Genomic DNA, 15,850 nt, shown 5'->3' with positions numbered 1-15,850 from the left:
GTTAGGCGCGCTTGGCGATCCACGCATCCACTTCGCTTTCGATCCATCGGGAACAGCGCGGACCGAGATTTCTCGGCGCAGGGAAGTCATTGCGACCGATCAAGACATAGATGTAGGAGCGGGAAAGCGCCGTGCGGGCGATGACGTCGCCTATCCTCAGAAATCGTTCATGGTGCTGGGCGATCATGCCGCCAGTTTCCTTTCCGCTGTGCCCGCGATCTTCTCGCGGGGTGGTATCCAGAAGGTCGGGGCGAATGGCCGACCTTGGAAGTCAGTCATGGGGGCGCGGCGCTTGTCCCACACCACCCACATATAGTCGATCTTCCCGTGCTTGTAGGCTCGATCGAGCATCTCTGCGACCTGGTCGCCGGGGGGCATAGAAGGCCGCTCCGTCAGGATCCACACGCCGATCGGCGTCTCGTCCGTGAAAAGCCGGTACCGCCCTTCGCTGGCGAGCCATTTCAGGGGCAGCAGGGCGCAGACCTTGTGCGTGGCGATCGACAGGGCGCGGCGGATGCACTTTTCCGCCAGCCCCCGCACAAGGCGGCCATTCTGGAAAGAGAAGGGCGGATTGAAGATGATCGACAGGCCGCCGCCCGCTTCCAGCAGATGGCGCTGGTCGCCGAGCAGGTCATGTTCGCCCATGAACAGCCTGTGCCCGGCGGCGCGGTCGAATAGGTCCGTGCCATAGGCGTTGAAGCCGCGTTCGGCCAGCGCCTCCGGGATATGCAGCTGGCCGCAGCAGGGATCCAGATAGGTGACGTCCGATTCCAGGGCGATCATGTCGAGCAGGCGGTGCGTCACCCACTTTTCCTCCACATACCAATCCCAAGGATGGCGGGTGCTGCCCTTCGGGCGCGCTGTCAGTTCGCCGCTCATGCCGCAGATTCCCCGCCGGAAAACAGGTCAGCGATCACTGGAGGCGGCGACGGGTGCAGGACTTCGTCTATGAAGTCGTGAAGGGTGGTGAATTTGTCGAACCACGCCACGTCATCGCAGACCTGACCATCGATAATCTTTTGCTGAATAGCCTCCAGTGCGCGACGAAAGCGGGCCGTCGTGTCATCAGCCTGATCAGCCGCGCGCAGCCGCTTCCATTCCCGTAGCAGAGCTTGGGCGGCGTCGCCCGCGTCGGCAAAGATCAGTTCGCCGCCGTGAGTGATGCGCAACGCTTCCTTGCCCGATCCCGGAAAGACAAGGTTGAAGGGCGGATTTTGGATTGCCGAATAGGTGAGTTCCTGCATCATGCGGCGTTCCTTTGTTGGATGTTCCCGGCGCGGAGTTCGATCAGGGGGATTGCCCAGACCTGCACGTAAAGGTGCGCCCAGCGCCAAATGGCGTAGAGGTTGCGGTAGTGCGGGGTGCCATCGACGGCCTTGTCGAGCGCGCGGCGCGCGGTGGCGACGATGCCAAGCCAGCCTTCCCGATCGGTCGGATTGGGTGGCCGCCCGACGCCGGTCAGTTCCTCGCGGATCAGCGTCGGGATCCCCAGCTTGCGGGCGATCAGCACGGCGAGGATATGCCACTGCGCCATGTCGGCGTTGCGGGCCTCGGTAAGGCGCCAGCGTTTGTCGCCATTGCCCGCCTTGCGGATCTCTTCGGCCCATGACGCGTCGCGGCTTTCGCAAACCGCGACGATCGCCGCCCAATGCTCATCCGTGGTCATGGCCCACGGCGCGGCTGTCATGGCTGCACCGCTTTCCTGCCCGCCTCGGTGATGGACCAGCTGGTGTGATGGCCCATCACCTTGTTTCGAGCGATCAGGCCCCAGCGTTCGAGGCGGCGCAGCATGTTGCGCGCTTGCGGAAGGCACCGGCCCCCGGCGATCAGGCCGCAGGCGTTGGCGATCGGCCACGTCATCGCGCGCGCGCCTTCTGCCAAGAAGGTCAGGGCCGTATGTTCGTCCAGTGTCAACCTGCTGGGCGGCACGGGCTGCGGCGGATGCATGTTGGTCATGAAGTCCGTCATGCGATCATGCTGGGCCTGATCGGCGCTGGCGGCGCAGTCGGGGCAGCGGACGAAGGGCGCACCGGAACAGTCCATGGCGACCAAAGCCCAGCCCTTGGGGATTTCCTGTGTCATGCTGTTGTGCTGGGTGCCGCAGTCGGCACAGATGAAGGTGAAGCGGGCGAAGGTAGGGATCATGTTCAACGGTTTTCTCCCTTGGCGCTGGCCAATGCGTGGGCGATGATGAAGGGGATGGCGAACAGGGCCGCGATCAGGAAAAGCGCGCGGATTGCGCCCTTGATCGCCAGTCCGGTGCGGCGGTTGCTGGATCCACCGGGGGCGCAGGAATCACAGCTGCAGCCGATGGGATGGATGGACGGAGACCGGCGGCCCATCAGTCGAGCCCCAGCGCGGTCTTGTAGGTTTCGAAGATCGCCTCTTCTTCCATCAGCACGTCGCGGCTTTTCTTCCGGCGATCGAGGATGGCCTTCATTCCCTTGGCGTCGAAGCCGAGCGACTTGCCCTCAAGGAAAACGTCGCGGCGATCTTCCTGCATGCCAAGAATCTCGGCGTCGATGCCCTCGATCCGCTCGATCAGCTGGCGCAGCTGCTGGGCGGCGGCGTCGGGATTGGCCTTGATCGGATCGGGAACGTGCCGCTTTTTCTTGCCCTTGCGGACCGGCTCTGCGGCGGCGGGAACTAGCTTGTGGACGACGCCGCCCTTGCCATCGGGCACGGCGGCCATGCGCATCAGGGGCGCGTGGGATTCTACAGATTGAGCCTGCATGATTGCCTTCCTGTTCATGCGGTGGGGGTGTTGTCGGGCCGGTTGAAGACCCAGCAGTTGACGGTCTTTCCGGTGCGGGAATTGACCGGCTTGTGAGCGATGAACTTCCGCGCCTTGCTGGATTTCAGCAGCCGCTTGAGTTCATTCATCGGGGGGAGAGACAGCCGCAGATCGCCGCATTTCTGCTCGAACTGGACAAGGTTGATCGCGAAGACGTCATTGGTGCGGCTGTGATCAATGGGCCGGTCCGTCGTGTCGGATTCCTGCGCCGCGATCCAATCGAAGCGCTCCCAGAATAGCTCGACATGGGGATGATCATGTTCGACCAGGCGCTGCCGTTCGGTCAGCATTTCCCGGATGAAATCGTGCGTGGCATCAGCCGCGGATCTCGGCACGTTGCGCACCACGATCTGCATGGCGTCGAACATGGCGGCCAGCTGCGCATGGTTCTTTGCCAAGCGGTCGTTGCGGACGCCGGGCTGCTTGAGCATCGCCTCATAATGCTGGGCGAAGCGCTCCCGGTAGCATTCAAGGATCTTTGCTTCGTTGCGGACGATGTGGACGATGAAGCCAGACACGTCGTCGCGCTCGAACCGGCTGATCTTCTCGGCAGCGGTGCGGGTGTGCGCCCCCCAATTCGACTTGTCGATCGTCAGGCCCATGATGCGTTCGCGCATGGCCGGGGATGCCTCGACCGGATCATTCTGCACGATGGCGATGGCCCCCCGGAAAGGCGGCTCGAATGTCTCCATGCCGCCGTTGGCGATGGCGCGGGTGCGGACTGCGCGCCCGTTATAGGCGGTCTTGAGTTCGTCCCACTCGAACCGGCGGCTGTGCGGGGTGTCTTGCGTGCGGTCGCCTTCGATCAGCACGACAGGCAGGTTGCCGACCTGCCCCAGCGTGCGGGCGATACCGGCATTTGTCGCCTTGGTCGGATCGAAGCCTTCATAGTTGCCGACGCGGCCCATCAGCTTCCACAGGAATGCGATCAGGGTGGTCTTGCCGGTGCCGGGAGGGCCGGTCACTTCAAGGAAGCCCAGCGATTCCTGCATGGCGCGGACCTGCTCGGCGAACAGGGACAGCACCCAGAATGTCAGTGTGACATAGCCCTTTGGACCCCAGGCCTCATAAACCGGCTGCACCCAATCGAGATTGAGGCGGTCCGCGTCATAGTTGATCTTGAGCAGCCGATCCGCTGTGCGCAGCTTCACCGCCTTGCGCGAGAAGACGAAATAGTCGTCCTTGTTGACCTTCTCGACCTTGCCGTTGCTGACGCCGATGTCGCCCAGCAGATAGGCTTCATGGTCGATGGAATAGCCGGTGAACTGGATCGCCTCGACCATGCGGATGGTTGCCCATTGCCGCTGCATCAGCTTGTCCAGATGGCCGGTCGCGCCAGTCCACTGCGCGCCGGGGGCGACCGACGACAGGCGCTTTTTGAACTCGGCACCGGCGGACAGGTTCGCGCCAGAAAAGGTGGCCTTCACGGGCTCGCGGCGCGGCTGTCCCTTCATGCGGGGGAAGTCGATGCGGAGGAAATAGGCCCCTTCCTCCAGATAGGCGTCCTTCTGGAAATAGAGGGTGCGGAAGGTGCAATTCGCCAGTTCGGTGATGTCGGCGGCCTGTCGGGCGGCCTTTTCCCATTGTTCCTCATAGGGAAGGTCGCGGATCGACGGATCCGTCTCGCGCAGCCCTTCAAGGATACTTTCGATCCGCTCCAGCGAGAATGACGCCCACAGCTGGCGCTGGTTGAAGATCAGGGGGAATGATGCGGTCTTGAACCGCTTGTAGATCAGGAACGCCTTTTCGTCGGCTGTGGCGGCGATCGTTACGTCGCCCGCCCAGCGATATTCCTCTATGTGCTGGGGCTTGAGCCGATCGGCTTGGTGCAGGTCGTTCCAGTCCCGCTTTTCGCCCTCGCCATCCATTTTGACCTGCGCCGCGCCCGCGATCCAGCCAGCCTTGCGGGCCTCGGCAACGTGCGAAATCGTATATTCGACACCGGCGGCCCCCTGATCATAGGCGAAGATCAGGCGCGGCCCGGCCCCGGCTTCTGGATCGTCGCCGATAGCTTTGCGCAGATCAGCCAGGAACTGCTTGGGGAAGTTGTTGCAGGACATGGCCGACACAGCCACTATGTCATTCTGACGCAGGGCGATGGCGTCGAATATGCCTTCCGCGATCCAGATTTCCTTCGCGCGGGCCAGCGTCTCGATGGTGTCGCCGGGGTAGGTCCAAACCTGCCCGCGATAGCCGCCGCCATAGGAAAAGGTGGCCTTCTTGTCGCCGAAGCGATGGGGCTGATCTATCAGGCGCTGCCAATAGCCGCCGCCGGGCATCGGGAAACGCACGGTGGCCGACCCGATGTTCAGATCCTCATCGTGATAGCGCTCCTGCGTATAGGCGCCCTTGAGCGGGGCGATATCGAGGCCGCGCGCGGCGATCAGATAGGCGTCCGCCGCAGCGTTCGGCTTTTCTGGCGACCGCTTGTAGCGCTTCGACCAGTCATCGAAAATTTCCGGGTAGAGCGACTTGGTTTCACCCTCCCATCCGCATTTCTCGACGCGGCCACAGCGAAGCACCCAAGGATGGCCTGCTGGCGTCCACAGCGCCTTTTTGTCGTTGCATTGGGGGCACTTCCCCTCGCGCAGGAAGCCGCCACGCTCGCGGAGATTATAGTCTTTGATCAGGCGGGCTGTGACTTCGCGCAGTATGTCTTCACGCATGGGGACAGGTTCTCAGGCAATAAGGGACCGTTCCCGGCGATGGGGTGCGCCGGGGCTGGGTTCTGTTCGTCGGGATCGTGTCGGCTAGGCCGAGCGGCTAAGTCTGGGTGGCTACGGCATCGGCAGGCTCGCTCGGCGGACCGTTATCATTATCGGCGCGGTCGTTCGCGGCGGCGTGCCATGTGGTCATTGGCAGCACGGCCAGCGGGCTGGGAAAGCGGCTCGCCTTCGTGCTGCGCACCGCAACCATCTCGACAACAAATTCATGCCCGCAGGCGTCAGGATTGCGGCAGCGATAATAAAGCTCCCGAAAGAGCGTGCTAATCTTGCCCACAGCCCGAGAATGGGCACGGCCCCCGCAGGCCGGACAAGTGACATGTGGCAGACCCGACATTCAGCTTTCCCCCAGTTTACCCTGCGCGGCACTATTGCCAGGCAGGAATGACCTGAGACGGGTCAGCAGCCGGTTCATCGACCCGCTCGCTTCCTCGGTCTCCTTGATGGCGTGATGGATCTCTGTGGGAGACGCGCCGGGCTGCATCGCGTGGATGCTGCTGCTGATCGCGTCCGCCGTCTCCAGCGATGCCTGGGCGATGTCGTCGGCCAACGCCTGCCGACAGGCCATGGTGTTCGACAGCGCAACGTCCAGCTGCCGCGCGTAACTTTCGAGGATCGGGGGATAAGCCCCACCGGCCTCCATGAACGCATGATCGAGGGCGATGGCCTGATCGAGGGTCGGCATGCTGGCCTTGTCGCTCTCGCTCCAATAGCGGACCGCCCGCTTGGAACGGCGCGTGATCTTGGCGGCCTGATCCCAACCAATGAGGCCGATGGCCGTCGTGATGGCGAGGGAGAAGGTCAGAGGGGCGCGGACCTTGGTCATGCTGCCGCCTCGATCTTAAAATGGCGCTTGAGATCGTCCGGGATGTAATCCTCGGGATACCACACCTGTTGAAGTCGCAGTAGGATCGGCAGCAGGCGGGCGACTTCATGAGCCGTTATGTCAGGCTGCGGCAGATATTCGACCTTGGCCGGTTGCCGGATCGAATAGCTGCTGATCGTTGTGCCTAAGACGGGAGCGGGGTCTTGGGCTTGCTGCTCGGTCATGCCTGCGCACTCCCGTTCTCCCCGAGGGGATCGCCAACGATATGGGTGCAGCGGCGGCCTACCCGCTGGCGGTAGCCGCGCACGAAAGCATGGGTCATCATGATGCTGCCGGTGCCATGGCAATAGCGGCAGGACTGCGCGTCCATCTTTTGGCCGGGTCGAAGGTTCATGCTCCCGGCCTCCCGACAGCACACATGGCGAACAGCGTTGAGAAGCTGATGATGAGGAACGCGGCGGCGCTATACCAACGCGGCAGCTGCGGCGCCGGGGCCGGTTCGTCGCGCATGGTCAGGCCTTCTGGCACCACAAAGGTATGGCGCGCGGCGAAGCGGCCCCGGAGCGAATAGGTTGGTGCGGCGTTGTCGGCGCAAAGGGATGATGAACCTTTGCCCGAATGTTCGGAGCGCAGTGTGTCGGCTATCCCGTTTTCGGGGCGGTCTGCGCGATCAGACTGCGATGGCGCATTGCGCCCGATCGCCTGTGTCTCGAAGGAAAGCATTCCGTTTGGTCCTTTCAAGCGGATCGGTTGGGCGGGGGTGCGAGCCTCGCCCAACCAATTTCAGGTCAGGCGGCGACTGCCGCCGGGTGCGCTGCCCGGCCTGCTGCGATAGCGGCGCGGGCTGCTGCGGTGAGTTCGAGGGGTTGGCCCTTCCGCACATTGCCAAGCACTGCCTGGGCGCGAACTGCGGACCAAAGATCGCGGCGCGTGACGCGCAGCTGGGTTTCCAATTCCGTGACGCTCATCGGGTGAGCGGCGTCGTAAAGCGCGTTCAGCAGGCGGGCCTGCAATTTCTTAGCGAAGGACATCAGGCGACATCCTTCCGTTGCGTTTTCGGCTTCCGATCGCAAGCGACGCCCTTCTTTATTCCCGATAGAATAGGCCCACATTCCTCGCCGGGCTCTGGGGCTCCGGGACCATCGGGGACAGGGTAGAGGTCAGGGCGAAGAAGATGGCGAGACACGTGGGTGGCGGCCTCAACGGCCAGAACATAGTCGGCGGGGAGCCGCTTACCTGATTGGAGCCACTTAGACACGGCGGGTTGCCGAACGCCGCAAATCATCGCGAACTTGGTCTGTGACCCGGCATTGTCGAGCGCCATTTGCAGCGCTTCATAAGGGGTTAGTGCGTTTGCCATACCCCTGCCTATTCCAATTGGAATAACATCGTCAATAGCAAATCGAAGGTATCGGAATATTCCTGATGGAATATCTAAGCGGGATGCGCACAGGTGAACGTATTGCCGCGAGAAGGGCGGAATTGGGGCTATCTCAGTCCGAGCTCGCGCGGCAGGCAGGGATATCGCAAGCGACGATCGGCAAATTGGAATCCGGGATTAGCTCTGGATCCTCACAGATGCACAAGATCGCCCGCGCCCTTCAAACGACGTCTGATTTTTTGACGGGTGAAACCGATGATCCGTCTTTGGGCGCGGCACCTGCTCCGACGCCCCAGATGATCGCCGAGCAGCTTGGGATGACGCTTATCCCAGAGGTTGACTTAAGTTTCGCATTGGGCGGCGGCAACTATGTCGATGGGCCGGTAGCGTCGACGCTTGTGCCGTATCGAACGGATTGGCTGGAGCGCATCACGAGAGGTGCCCAAGCCGACGTGATCCTAACACGCGGCGACGGCGATTCCATGATGCCGACGATCCTTGATGACGATGATGTCATTGTGAACCGATCGGATCGCATCATCACCAAGCAGGATCGCATTTGGGCGCTGGGCTATGGCGACTTGGTTGCGATCAAGCGCGTTCGCCGCCTCGCCAGCGGCATTTTTCAGCTTCTTAGCGACAATCCCAACGTTTCGCCGATCGAGGCATATGAGGATGAGCTTCGGGTGATAGGCCGCGTCATCTGGATCGGTCGGAGAATGTAGCGGTGGCACTACCGTCGATGTCGCTGGCGGTTGTCGGCGTAGCACACAAAAATGCAGATGGTTCTGATCGGCGCATTGAGATCGATGAGTGCATGCCCGGCGAGCCGGTAGATTTGGTACCGGAGCCGGAGAACGAATTCGACGTACATGCGGTCGCGGTCTATTCCTGCCGCGAAGTGCAGATCGGTTATGTGAAGGCAGATAGATCGCCACGAATTCGGTCGCTTCTTTCAAGCACGGAAGTTCGGGCCGTCTTCCAACGCTCGGCCCAGTTCGGTGCCTGGGTGCGGGTGGCATTCGATGGTGAGGATCCGGTGCTGACCGAGGCAATGCTTGAAGATCATGATGAAAATGTGGATCGCGGTAGTCCTACAGAGCCGGATTTCTATCCTGATGAGATCTGGCCTGACGATTAAGTGATCCAAACGGGGGGTGGTATGGCGGTATTGTTGAAGGTGCTGGCTTGGGCATGGTGTTTGATGCTCGTGCCGATGGCTATTGGGGCTGCAAGTCAGGGGGCCATCGTTGCACTGGTCCTGATCTTGGCGGCGCTTGCAGCAGTTGTCCCGATCAATTGGGCACGGCAGAAGCGATCTGAATTGGGGCTGACGGGCAAGCGGGCTTTCTGGACCGGCACAGTCATATCCGTCGTTGCCTTTGGTGCGTTCGGTGCGTCGATGCCCGAAACGGCAGAACAGAAAGCCATTAGACTGAAGCGGGAGGCGGCGGCGAATGTCGAAGCCAAGGCCGACGCGGAGCGGTCCCAGAAGGAAGCCATAGCCGAGGAGAAGCGTCAGGCGATCATCGCATCAGAAGCGGCTCAGAAGAAGGCTGCGGAGCGGGCGTCGGGCCTGCACTGCCTTAGTTCATGGGATGGATCGAACCGGAGCATGGTTACGGAGGTTGAAAGCCGCCTGCGCGATCCGGACAGCTTCAAGCATTACGAGACCCGGATCGGTAAAATTGACAAGAAGGGCGAGCACTTGCTCATCATGGAATATGGCGCTCGCAATGGTTTCGGCGGCATGAACAGGCAAGTAGCGATGGGGGTGGTCAATGGCGAAACCTGCGATGCGCGGGTTACGTCACTTGGTGAGTGACCAAGCGACCTGTCACCAGTTATGAAGCCGCTCCTGCGCCTGTTGTCCCGCCTCTGGAACTATCGAAGCGACAACTTGTGGATCTGGGTGCCGCTGTGGGCTTTAGCGGCGCTGCTGTTCGGCGGCTTCCTGATCTGATCAAGGAGCCGTCTCCATCTTCACATCGGTGGTGAAGCCGCCCGACTTGTCGAGCCGGTGCGTCACTTCCGAAATCAGCCATGTGGTGGCGTCGATTTCATCCTTGTAGCCGCTGACCGTCACGCGCGCTTCCGGGATAGCATCGGCGCGGCCCAGCGCCAGCTTCATATCAAAGGTGGCCGGTGCCCGCTTGAGCCTGTCCCGTTCTGCTATGGCCGCGCGCTTCGCCGATGCCTCGTCGGGATAGACCTTGCGCAGCTTCTTCGCGCCGTCTTCCTTCCCCACGGTGAAGGTTTTACGCTTCGCGCCCTTTTTGTCGTGCCAGCTGGCCGTCACGCCTTCCTGACCGTCCCGCTTCTGCCGCTGCCAGTTATGGCGGTCGCCATCGGATCGGTGTATCGTCAGCGTCGGCATGGCCTTGCCGCTGGTGGTTGTGCCCGCGCCTTTGCGCGCGAAAATCAGATGCTTGTCCTTGATGGTCGCCACGGCATCATGCTCGCGGCCAAGGCGCTTGAGGAAGGCGATGTCGCTTTCCCGGCTCTGGCTGATCGAGGGCAGCGCGATCGAGGAAAGGTCCGATGCGACTTTCAGGGTCAGCCCATTGCGACCCGCAACGTCTTTCAGCACCGCGCCCAGCGTCGTGTTCTTCCAGCTCTGCTCGCGCCGGTTGCGGATCTTGCTGGTGAAGTCGGCGGCGCGCGCCTTGATTGTGATCTGATCGGGCGGGCCGCTGTGCGACACGTCGTCCACCTTGAAACTGCCCTTATCGATCAGGCCGGTCGTAACGTCCGCACCCTGTTTCCAGCCCAGCTGCACCTTCAGCACAGCGCCTTCCTTCGGGATCCCCAGCATGCCGTCCGTGTCGTTGAGCACAATATCCAGCTGGTCGGCTTCATCGCCGCGCTTTTCCGACAGAGAGAGGGAGACGAGGCGCGGGCGCAGCCGGTCCGACAGATCCTTGCCGTCGAGTGTCACGCGCCAATCCGCGATGTTGTTGATCTTCTCGCTCATGCCGATGCCTGGGCGTTGTTGGCGGCTGCTGGATCGTCCACGCGCAGCAGATCTATGCCGAAGTCGATCCGCCGCGCGCGGCCATCGGCCATGAGGAAGGCGTGACGCTCATCGAGCGCGGCGATGACGAAATTGCCATAGACGGTCCCACTGCCATCGACCAGCGGCAGCGCCTCACCATCGTTCGCCATGGTGCGCAGATCATCGAGCGAAACGCGCCCGTCCGCGATCTCCGCATAGACCTTGCCCGACAGGCTGATTGTTTCATCGCCGGGGCCGACATATTGCGTCGCGTCCCGCGCGCCGACGCGGGCGGAGCGGGCATGTTGCCAGTCAGTTTTCCGCTGCATTTCGTCATAAGCCAGCGTCCCGATCTCGAACAGGAACATGCCCAGAGCCATCAAGTGCATATCGCCCCCTCTATTCGTCGCCAAAGCCGCGCCCGCGCCGCTCGCGCTCTATCTGCTCGATCGCCTCGCGGACCTGATCGGCGATGTCCTGCCCGCTCCCGCCATTGGCGTTGATGGTGATATTGTAGGTCGCCTGCTGGACCGGCGCGGATGCCGCCCCTGCCCCCCCCGGCGCGCTGGCGGGGACTTGAGCAGCCAAGGGCGAGGCGGTGACAATCGCCACGCCGCCCGCGCCCACGGCCAGCGCGCGGGTCATCTGGCCCGACAGATCCGTGATGCGCGAAAGCGGGCCGGATGCGTTGGCCGCCAGCCCCTGATCCAGACCCGCCATGACGAAGCCGCCCAGACCGGCAAAGACGCGGGATGGCGAATGGATTCCCAGCTTTTCCTTGAACCAATTGGCGACGGAACTGGCGGCGTTGACGATGGTCGATTTCAGCGCACCCAACATGCCGGTTATGCCGTTGATCAGCCCTTGGATCATGTAGCTGCCGACTTGCGACAGTCGGGCGGGCACCGAAAAGCCGAGCCAGTTCAGCAGCGCGGCGATGCCGCCATAGAGCAGGCCCATCGGCGAAAAGTTGACAAGAAACGCGGTGATTCCAGCAATCCCGCCCGAAAAATAGCCGGTGATCTCCGACCAGACGCCGCCCAGCCAAGCGGAGATTGCGCCCCATTTGGAGTAGATCAGATAGGCTCCTGCCGCCAATGCACCGATGCCGATGACGACGCCCGCAGCAATGCCGATCAGCGGCAGCAGGCCCACGCCCAGAAGGGTCGCCGCAGCGGATAGCGCGGCGAACGGCGCGACAAGGGCGGCCAGCACGATAGCGCCACCGCCCACGACGATGAACAGCGCGGCCAGCACCCCAGCGGCGACGGCGGCGGCCCGCGTCAGGTTCGGGTGCCGTTCCGCGACGGCGGCAATGCTAGAGCCCCATTTTGAGAAGCGGTCCGAAATATCGCCCACCAAGGGCCGCAGTTGGTCGCCCACGGTGGTTGAAAGATTCTTGGTCTGGATCTGGAGCCGCTTCACCTTTTCCGCGTCGTCGTTCATGCGATCGGCGAAATCAGTGTTGACGGTGCCATTGGCGGCCAGCGCTTCGCTGCGGATCGACTGATATTCGGAGAAGGCCGACATAAGCGGGCGCAATGCTTGTTGGACCTGCATGTCACCGAACAGGCTGGACAGCTTGGCCTGATCGCCGCCGGTCGCCTTCTGGGTCAGTCGCACGATCTCCTCGATCGGGCTGCGCCCTTCCTTGGCCGCTTTCTTCATCGCGGCGGGAACGTCGATGCCGAACTTCTGGAAATTCTTGATCGTGTCGCCCGCGTTGATCTTCGACAGCAGATTTTGGAGGTTGGTCGCTGCGCCAGCAGCGTCGCCAGCGCCCTTGCGCGTGATCTGGAGCGCGGCGGCCAGATCCGCGACCGCCGGAATGCCCTTCGAACCGAGGCTCTGCATATTGGCCGTCAGTTCGGGGAAATATTGCGCCATATCCTTGACTTCGAACGCGCCGCTCTTGCCTGCCTGCGCCATGACGTCCAGCGCCTTAGCGGTCTGGTCGATCGGCACTTTCAGATTGTCATGTGCCGAGAAGGTCGCCTTGCCCAGATCGTCAATCTCAGCCTTGTATGACGTTGCCGCGCGGCCGATCGGCGTCATCATATCGACGGCGTCCCGCGCGCCGAGGCCGAAGCCCGTCAGGGTATCGACGCCCTTTTGCAGATCCGCAGGGAACTGATTGACCTGTAGCGCGGCTTTGCGCAGTTCGAGGCCCATCAGGCGGCCCGCCTCGCGGCTCTGGTTCACCTTCTGATTGATGTCGGTCATGACCGACTGGAATTCCATGGAGCCTTCCACGGCGACCGTCAGCGGTGCCGTGATGGCCATGCCGGTGCCGATCGACGCCATGCCGCCCGCCGCGAGGCCCGTTGCCGTGCCCTGCAATCGCGAGAATTTGCCCTGCGCCTCCGAAAAGCGCCGGGCGCGATCCGTCACCTGCTGTAGCCGCCTCTCCTGCGCGCGCAGCTGATCGGTGGTTTCCGCCACTTCCGACCGCAGCCGCCGTTCCCCGGCGACAAGATCCCGCGTCGAGACGCCCGCAGCTGAGAGACGGCCCCTCAGTTCCTGCAATCGGGCGGACTGCTGCTGATGCTCGGTCGAGAGGTTGGCCGATTCCCGGCGTGCGCGTTCAAATTCGGTGCGCAGCTTCTTGGTGGGATTTTCCGTCTGCGCCAGTTCCCGGCCCAAGCGCGTGGTCCGTGCCTGCGCTTCGGCCATTTTCCGCTCTGTTTCGGACAGGCCGGTTTTCAGCTGACGGAAATCGCCGATCGACGCCTGTGCCGCCTCCAGATCCTTGAGCCGGTCGCGGGTCGCTTTCAGTGCCTGGGCGAGACGGCTGCTACCGGCGGCGGCTTCGCGCATCGGGCGGGTCAGCCGGTCCGCGCCTTCCATCAGCACACGAATTCGAAGGTTTCTGTCGGACATCAGCGTTTCCCGCGCTTGCCGGTGCTTTCAGGGGGACGGGAGCGCTTTTCGGCCATCGCGCGCCAGCCCATCAATTCAGAGAGAGACATGCTGTCCATGGCGGGTGGCTGCCAGTGAAACACGACCGCCAGATCCGCCATGACTTCCTCTACCCGTTCGGGGAGAGCGCCGCCTTTGCCGCCTTCGGCAGCAAAAAATCCATGACCTCGCTGCCCAGCTGGATCAGGTCGGACGGATGGAGCGCGGCGACTTCCGGCTTCGTCAGCGGCGGAATCGTGATGCGCGGCAACAGGGTTTCGAGTGCGCCATATTCGAGGTTGAGCAACGCGGACAGCGACAGGCCGCGCAGTTCGCCGCCATGGGGCATCCTGACCTGCACAGTGTCGATAGACTGCTCGCCGCGCGCGATCGGCGCGTCGAGGGTCACAGAGCGGAGTTCTGCTTCGTTCATGATCGTTTCCAATGGTCAAAGGGAAAAAGGGCGGCCCGGCGGCGAGGCCGGGCCGATTGTGATTAGAACATGCCGATCGAGGCGCGCAGCTCGGCGCTGCGATCCACGCCGCCAACGATCTCGACCATGTTGATCGGGTCGATCTCGATTTCCGTGCGCCCGTTCCAGACCAGCTTGTAATAGGCCAGCGCCATGGTGATCTTCGATTCACCGACCTCGCCCACTTCCTGATCGCCCATTTCGATCTCGGAATAGCGACCGCGCACGATGACCTCGATCGTATCGACCGCGCTGCTGTCGTCCGTCTGGTAGGAGCCGGAGAAGCGGAGATAGACGCCGTCCACCGTGGGGGTGCCCCACTGGCGCAAAACGTCGCGGACCGGACCGCCGAAGGTGGCGGTCAGTTCCATGGCCTCCATGCCCATGTCGATCTGGACCGGCCCGCCCATGCCGCCGCCACGATATTCCTCCATCTTGCGGGTTAGGGTGGGAAGCGTGACGGTCTTGGCCTCGCCGCCATAGGCGAAGCCTTCGTTATAGAAATTCATGTTCTTGAGGATGCGGGGCAGTCCCATCGCTGGCTCCTATGATTGAAGGGATGAAGGGGGCGGGATCAGACCGTCTCGGCCAGCTGGCTCGCAAAATCGGCGAAGTAGCTGTCCGTGATGCGCTGGTTGAAGCCCAGATCTTCCAGCGGCGGCGGCACGGTGTAGTCATAGTCGATGCGCAGCTTGCCCGCCTTGAGGCTGGCCGTGCTGTTGTTCGCCTCATCGAACCATGCGTTTGCGCCGAGGATGATCCCCTGCGCCTTCAACTGGCGGAAGAAGCCGTTGATGGTTTCGATGATGTCCTTGGCCAGCGCCGGGGTCAGCGGCTTGTCGATCGCCCACATCATGCCGCTGACGATGGTGTCGGCGAGCAGCTGGGCGACGCGCACTGTGCTTTCGAAGGCGAACAGGCTTTCCGCCTCTGCCGTGGTGCGGTTGCCCCAGAAGCGATAGCCGGTGTCCGTGCGGACAAGGGCGGTCACTTCCGCAGCATTGAGCAGCCCGGCCTCGCTCGCCATGTCCTCGATATCCCAATGAATATCTTTGGTCAGGCCAACGACGCCCTGCACAGCGACGTTCGACAGCGTCTTGTGCGGGCCGGTCTGGGTGTCGATCAGGGCGCGCAGGCCCATCGCGCGGGCGGCGGCATAGCTGGTGACGTTGGCGCTGGTGACCGTGTCCCAGGCGAGGAAATCAGGCAGCAGCAGCATGAGTTCGCGCGCGCTGAAATTGGCACGGTAGAGGACGGCGTCAGCGACGGTCTCGCCGATCGCGCGAGCATAGGCAAAGCCACGCAGCTTCTGCGCCACCACGGCCAGTGCCGCCGTTACCGCCTGCGTCTCAAGACCGGGGGTGCCGAGGATCTTCGGCTTGACGCCCAGCTGCGCCTGCGCGGCCAGCAGCGCCTGCATACCGGTCTTCTGGCCGTCGGCATCGGTAGTGCCGATAACATTGCTGGCGGTCTCGGCAGCATCCGCGCCTTCCTCGACGCGCACGACGACGATGATCGGGCGGGTCTGATCGGCGATGGCGCGCAGGGACTTCGCCAACGTGCCCAGCACACCAGCATCGCCGATGGCGGTTTCAACGTCCGTGATCAGTGCGGGGCGATCGAGCGGGAACACGGCGGCATCAGCGTCGGAAGCGGTGGCGACCAAGCCGATGATGGCGGTGGAGACGGCAGTCAGCGTGCGAGCGCCGCTTTCGATCTCGGTAACGGTGATACCATGTTTGAAGGTCATGACAGGCTCCT

At 62.7% G+C, this 15,850-nt stretch carries 25 protein-coding genes and 1 pseudogene; 4 read left to right on the top strand and 22 right to left on the bottom strand.

Annotated elements, in window-relative coordinates:
• Position 1: 1 nt before the first annotated feature.
• The 15 genes from ACZ5TB_RS10030 to ACZ5TB_RS09960 all read right to left on the bottom strand — a co-directional run bounded on the left by ACZ5TB_RS10030 (position 2) and on the right by ACZ5TB_RS09960 (position 7,703).
• Complete coding sequence (locus ACZ5TB_RS10030) at positions 2 to 187, bottom strand: helix-turn-helix transcriptional regulator (RefSeq protein ID WP_464791132.1); 186 nt, start codon at positions 185 to 187, stop codon at positions 2 to 4.
• Positions 184 to 879, bottom strand: coding sequence for a hypothetical protein (locus tag ACZ5TB_RS10025; protein WP_464791131.1), 696 nt, complete (start codon positions 877 to 879; stop codon positions 184 to 186). Before ACZ5TB_RS10025 ends, ACZ5TB_RS10030 begins: the two co-directional genes overlap by 4 nt.
• Positions 876 to 1,247 carry a hypothetical protein gene (locus tag ACZ5TB_RS10020; RefSeq protein WP_464791130.1) on the bottom strand — a complete coding sequence of 124 codons (372 nt, stop codon included), beginning with the start codon at positions 1,245 to 1,247 and terminating at the stop codon, positions 876 to 878. The genes ACZ5TB_RS10025 and ACZ5TB_RS10020 overlap by 4 nt, the downstream gene beginning before the upstream one ends.
• The gene (locus ACZ5TB_RS10015; protein ID WP_464791129.1) at positions 1,244 to 1,687 is read right to left on the bottom strand and encodes a hypothetical protein; all 444 of its coding nucleotides are present in this window, start codon (positions 1,685 to 1,687) and stop codon (positions 1,244 to 1,246) included. The genes ACZ5TB_RS10020 and ACZ5TB_RS10015 overlap by 4 nt, the downstream gene beginning before the upstream one ends.
• On the bottom strand, positions 1,684 to 2,151 hold the full coding sequence (locus tag ACZ5TB_RS10010; RefSeq protein ID WP_464791128.1) for a hypothetical protein: 468 nt from the start codon (positions 2,149 to 2,151) through the stop codon (positions 1,684 to 1,686). Before ACZ5TB_RS10010 ends, ACZ5TB_RS10015 begins: the two co-directional genes overlap by 4 nt.
• Complete coding sequence (locus ACZ5TB_RS10005; protein ID WP_464791127.1) at positions 2,148 to 2,342, bottom strand: hypothetical protein; 195 nt, start codon at positions 2,340 to 2,342, stop codon at positions 2,148 to 2,150. The genes ACZ5TB_RS10010 and ACZ5TB_RS10005 overlap by 4 nt, the downstream gene beginning before the upstream one ends.
• On the bottom strand, positions 2,342 to 2,734 hold the full coding sequence (locus ACZ5TB_RS10000; RefSeq protein ID WP_464791126.1) for a DUF2312 domain-containing protein: 393 nt from the start codon (positions 2,732 to 2,734) through the stop codon (positions 2,342 to 2,344). Before ACZ5TB_RS10000 ends, ACZ5TB_RS10005 begins: the two co-directional genes overlap by 1 nt.
• A gap of 14 nt (positions 2,735 to 2,748) precedes the next feature.
• Positions 2,749 to 5,460: a toprim domain-containing protein gene (locus tag ACZ5TB_RS09995; RefSeq protein WP_464791125.1), complete on the bottom strand. Its 2,712-nt coding sequence runs from the start codon at positions 5,458 to 5,460 to the stop codon at positions 2,749 to 2,751.
• A 97-nt stretch (positions 5,461 to 5,557) separates the two neighbouring features.
• Positions 5,558 to 5,794, bottom strand: a complete 237-nt coding sequence (locus tag ACZ5TB_RS09990) for an ogr/Delta-like zinc finger family protein (protein ID WP_464791124.1) — start codon at positions 5,792 to 5,794, stop codon at positions 5,558 to 5,560.
• Between the two features lie 60 nt (positions 5,795 to 5,854).
• On the bottom strand, positions 5,855 to 6,343 hold the full coding sequence (locus ACZ5TB_RS09985; protein ID WP_464791123.1) for a hypothetical protein: 489 nt from the start codon (positions 6,341 to 6,343) through the stop codon (positions 5,855 to 5,857).
• On the bottom strand, positions 6,340 to 6,567 hold the full coding sequence (locus ACZ5TB_RS09980; RefSeq protein ID WP_464791122.1) for a hypothetical protein: 228 nt from the start codon (positions 6,565 to 6,567) through the stop codon (positions 6,340 to 6,342). Before ACZ5TB_RS09980 ends, ACZ5TB_RS09985 begins: the two co-directional genes overlap by 4 nt.
• Entirely contained in the window at positions 6,564 to 6,737 is a 174-nt protein-coding gene (locus tag ACZ5TB_RS09975; protein WP_464791121.1) for a hypothetical protein, read from the bottom strand. Before ACZ5TB_RS09975 ends, ACZ5TB_RS09980 begins: the two co-directional genes overlap by 4 nt.
• On the bottom strand, positions 6,734 to 7,066 hold the full coding sequence (locus tag ACZ5TB_RS09970) for a hypothetical protein (RefSeq protein WP_464791120.1): 333 nt from the start codon (positions 7,064 to 7,066) through the stop codon (positions 6,734 to 6,736). The genes ACZ5TB_RS09975 and ACZ5TB_RS09970 overlap by 4 nt, the downstream gene beginning before the upstream one ends.
• Before the next feature lie 65 nt (positions 7,067 to 7,131).
• Positions 7,132 to 7,374, bottom strand: coding sequence for a hypothetical protein (locus tag ACZ5TB_RS09965; RefSeq protein WP_464791119.1), 243 nt, complete (start codon positions 7,372 to 7,374; stop codon positions 7,132 to 7,134).
• The gene (locus ACZ5TB_RS09960) at positions 7,374 to 7,703 is read right to left on the bottom strand and encodes a YdaS family helix-turn-helix protein (RefSeq protein WP_464791118.1); all 330 of its coding nucleotides are present in this window, start codon (positions 7,701 to 7,703) and stop codon (positions 7,374 to 7,376) included. Before ACZ5TB_RS09960 ends, ACZ5TB_RS09965 begins: the two co-directional genes overlap by 1 nt.
• Positions 7,704 to 7,768: 65 nt before the next feature.
• Between ACZ5TB_RS09960 and ACZ5TB_RS09955 the strand changes: the two are divergent.
• The 4 genes and pseudogenes from ACZ5TB_RS09955 to ACZ5TB_RS09940 all read left to right on the top strand — a co-directional run.
• Positions 7,769 to 7,906, top strand: a pseudogene (locus tag ACZ5TB_RS09955) (helix-turn-helix transcriptional regulator); the annotation flags it as partial.
• 15 nt (positions 7,907 to 7,921) lie between these two features.
• Entirely contained in the window at positions 7,922 to 8,449 is a 528-nt protein-coding gene (locus tag ACZ5TB_RS09950; RefSeq protein WP_464792528.1) for a S24 family peptidase, read from the top strand.
• A 17-nt stretch (positions 8,450 to 8,466) separates the two neighbouring features.
• Positions 8,467 to 8,865 carry an HIRAN domain-containing protein gene (locus ACZ5TB_RS09945; RefSeq protein ID WP_464791117.1) on the top strand — a complete coding sequence of 133 codons (399 nt, stop codon included), beginning with the start codon at positions 8,467 to 8,469 and terminating at the stop codon, positions 8,863 to 8,865.
• A 21-nt stretch (positions 8,866 to 8,886) separates the two neighbouring features.
• A complete protein-coding gene (locus ACZ5TB_RS09940) occupies positions 8,887 to 9,549 on the top strand; it encodes a cell envelope integrity TolA family protein (protein ID WP_464791116.1) in 663 nt (220 codons plus the stop codon).
• Positions 9,550 to 9,687: 138 nt separating this feature from the next.
• Here ACZ5TB_RS09940 and ACZ5TB_RS09935 read toward each other — a convergent pair whose 3' ends face one another.
• The 7 genes from ACZ5TB_RS09935 to ACZ5TB_RS09905 all read right to left on the bottom strand — a co-directional run bounded on the left by ACZ5TB_RS09935 (position 9,688) and on the right by ACZ5TB_RS09905 (position 15,839).
• Positions 9,688 to 10,698, bottom strand: a complete 1,011-nt coding sequence (locus tag ACZ5TB_RS09935) for a contractile injection system protein, VgrG/Pvc8 family (RefSeq protein ID WP_464791115.1) — start codon at positions 10,696 to 10,698, stop codon at positions 9,688 to 9,690.
• On the bottom strand, positions 10,695 to 11,108 hold the full coding sequence (locus ACZ5TB_RS09930; RefSeq protein WP_464791114.1) for a phage tail protein: 414 nt from the start codon (positions 11,106 to 11,108) through the stop codon (positions 10,695 to 10,697). The genes ACZ5TB_RS09935 and ACZ5TB_RS09930 overlap by 4 nt, the downstream gene beginning before the upstream one ends.
• Before the next feature lie 10 nt (positions 11,109 to 11,118).
• On the bottom strand, positions 11,119 to 13,599 hold the full coding sequence (locus tag ACZ5TB_RS09925) for a phage tail tape measure protein (protein ID WP_464791113.1): 2,481 nt from the start codon (positions 13,597 to 13,599) through the stop codon (positions 11,119 to 11,121).
• Positions 13,599 to 13,739, bottom strand: a complete 141-nt coding sequence (locus tag ACZ5TB_RS09920) for a GpE family phage tail protein (RefSeq protein WP_464791112.1) — start codon at positions 13,737 to 13,739, stop codon at positions 13,599 to 13,601. Before ACZ5TB_RS09920 ends, ACZ5TB_RS09925 begins: the two co-directional genes overlap by 1 nt.
• Positions 13,740 to 13,747: 8 nt before the next feature.
• Positions 13,748 to 14,050: a phage tail assembly protein gene (locus ACZ5TB_RS09915; protein ID WP_464791111.1), complete on the bottom strand. Its 303-nt coding sequence runs from the start codon at positions 14,048 to 14,050 to the stop codon at positions 13,748 to 13,750.
• A gap of 62 nt (positions 14,051 to 14,112) precedes the next feature.
• Positions 14,113 to 14,625, bottom strand: coding sequence for a phage major tail tube protein (locus tag ACZ5TB_RS09910; protein ID WP_464791110.1), 513 nt, complete (start codon positions 14,623 to 14,625; stop codon positions 14,113 to 14,115).
• Positions 14,626 to 14,663: 38 nt separating this feature from the next.
• Positions 14,664 to 15,839 (bottom strand): phage tail sheath subtilisin-like domain-containing protein, encoded by a 1,176-nt coding sequence (locus ACZ5TB_RS09905; protein ID WP_464791109.1) that lies wholly within the window; start codon positions 15,837 to 15,839, stop codon positions 14,664 to 14,666.
• Positions 15,840 to 15,850: the final 11 nt, after the last annotated feature.

The sequence above is a fragment of the Sphingobium sp. TomTYG74 genome (assembly GCF_055393875.1).
This window is presented reverse-complemented; position numbering and strand designations above follow the sequence as displayed.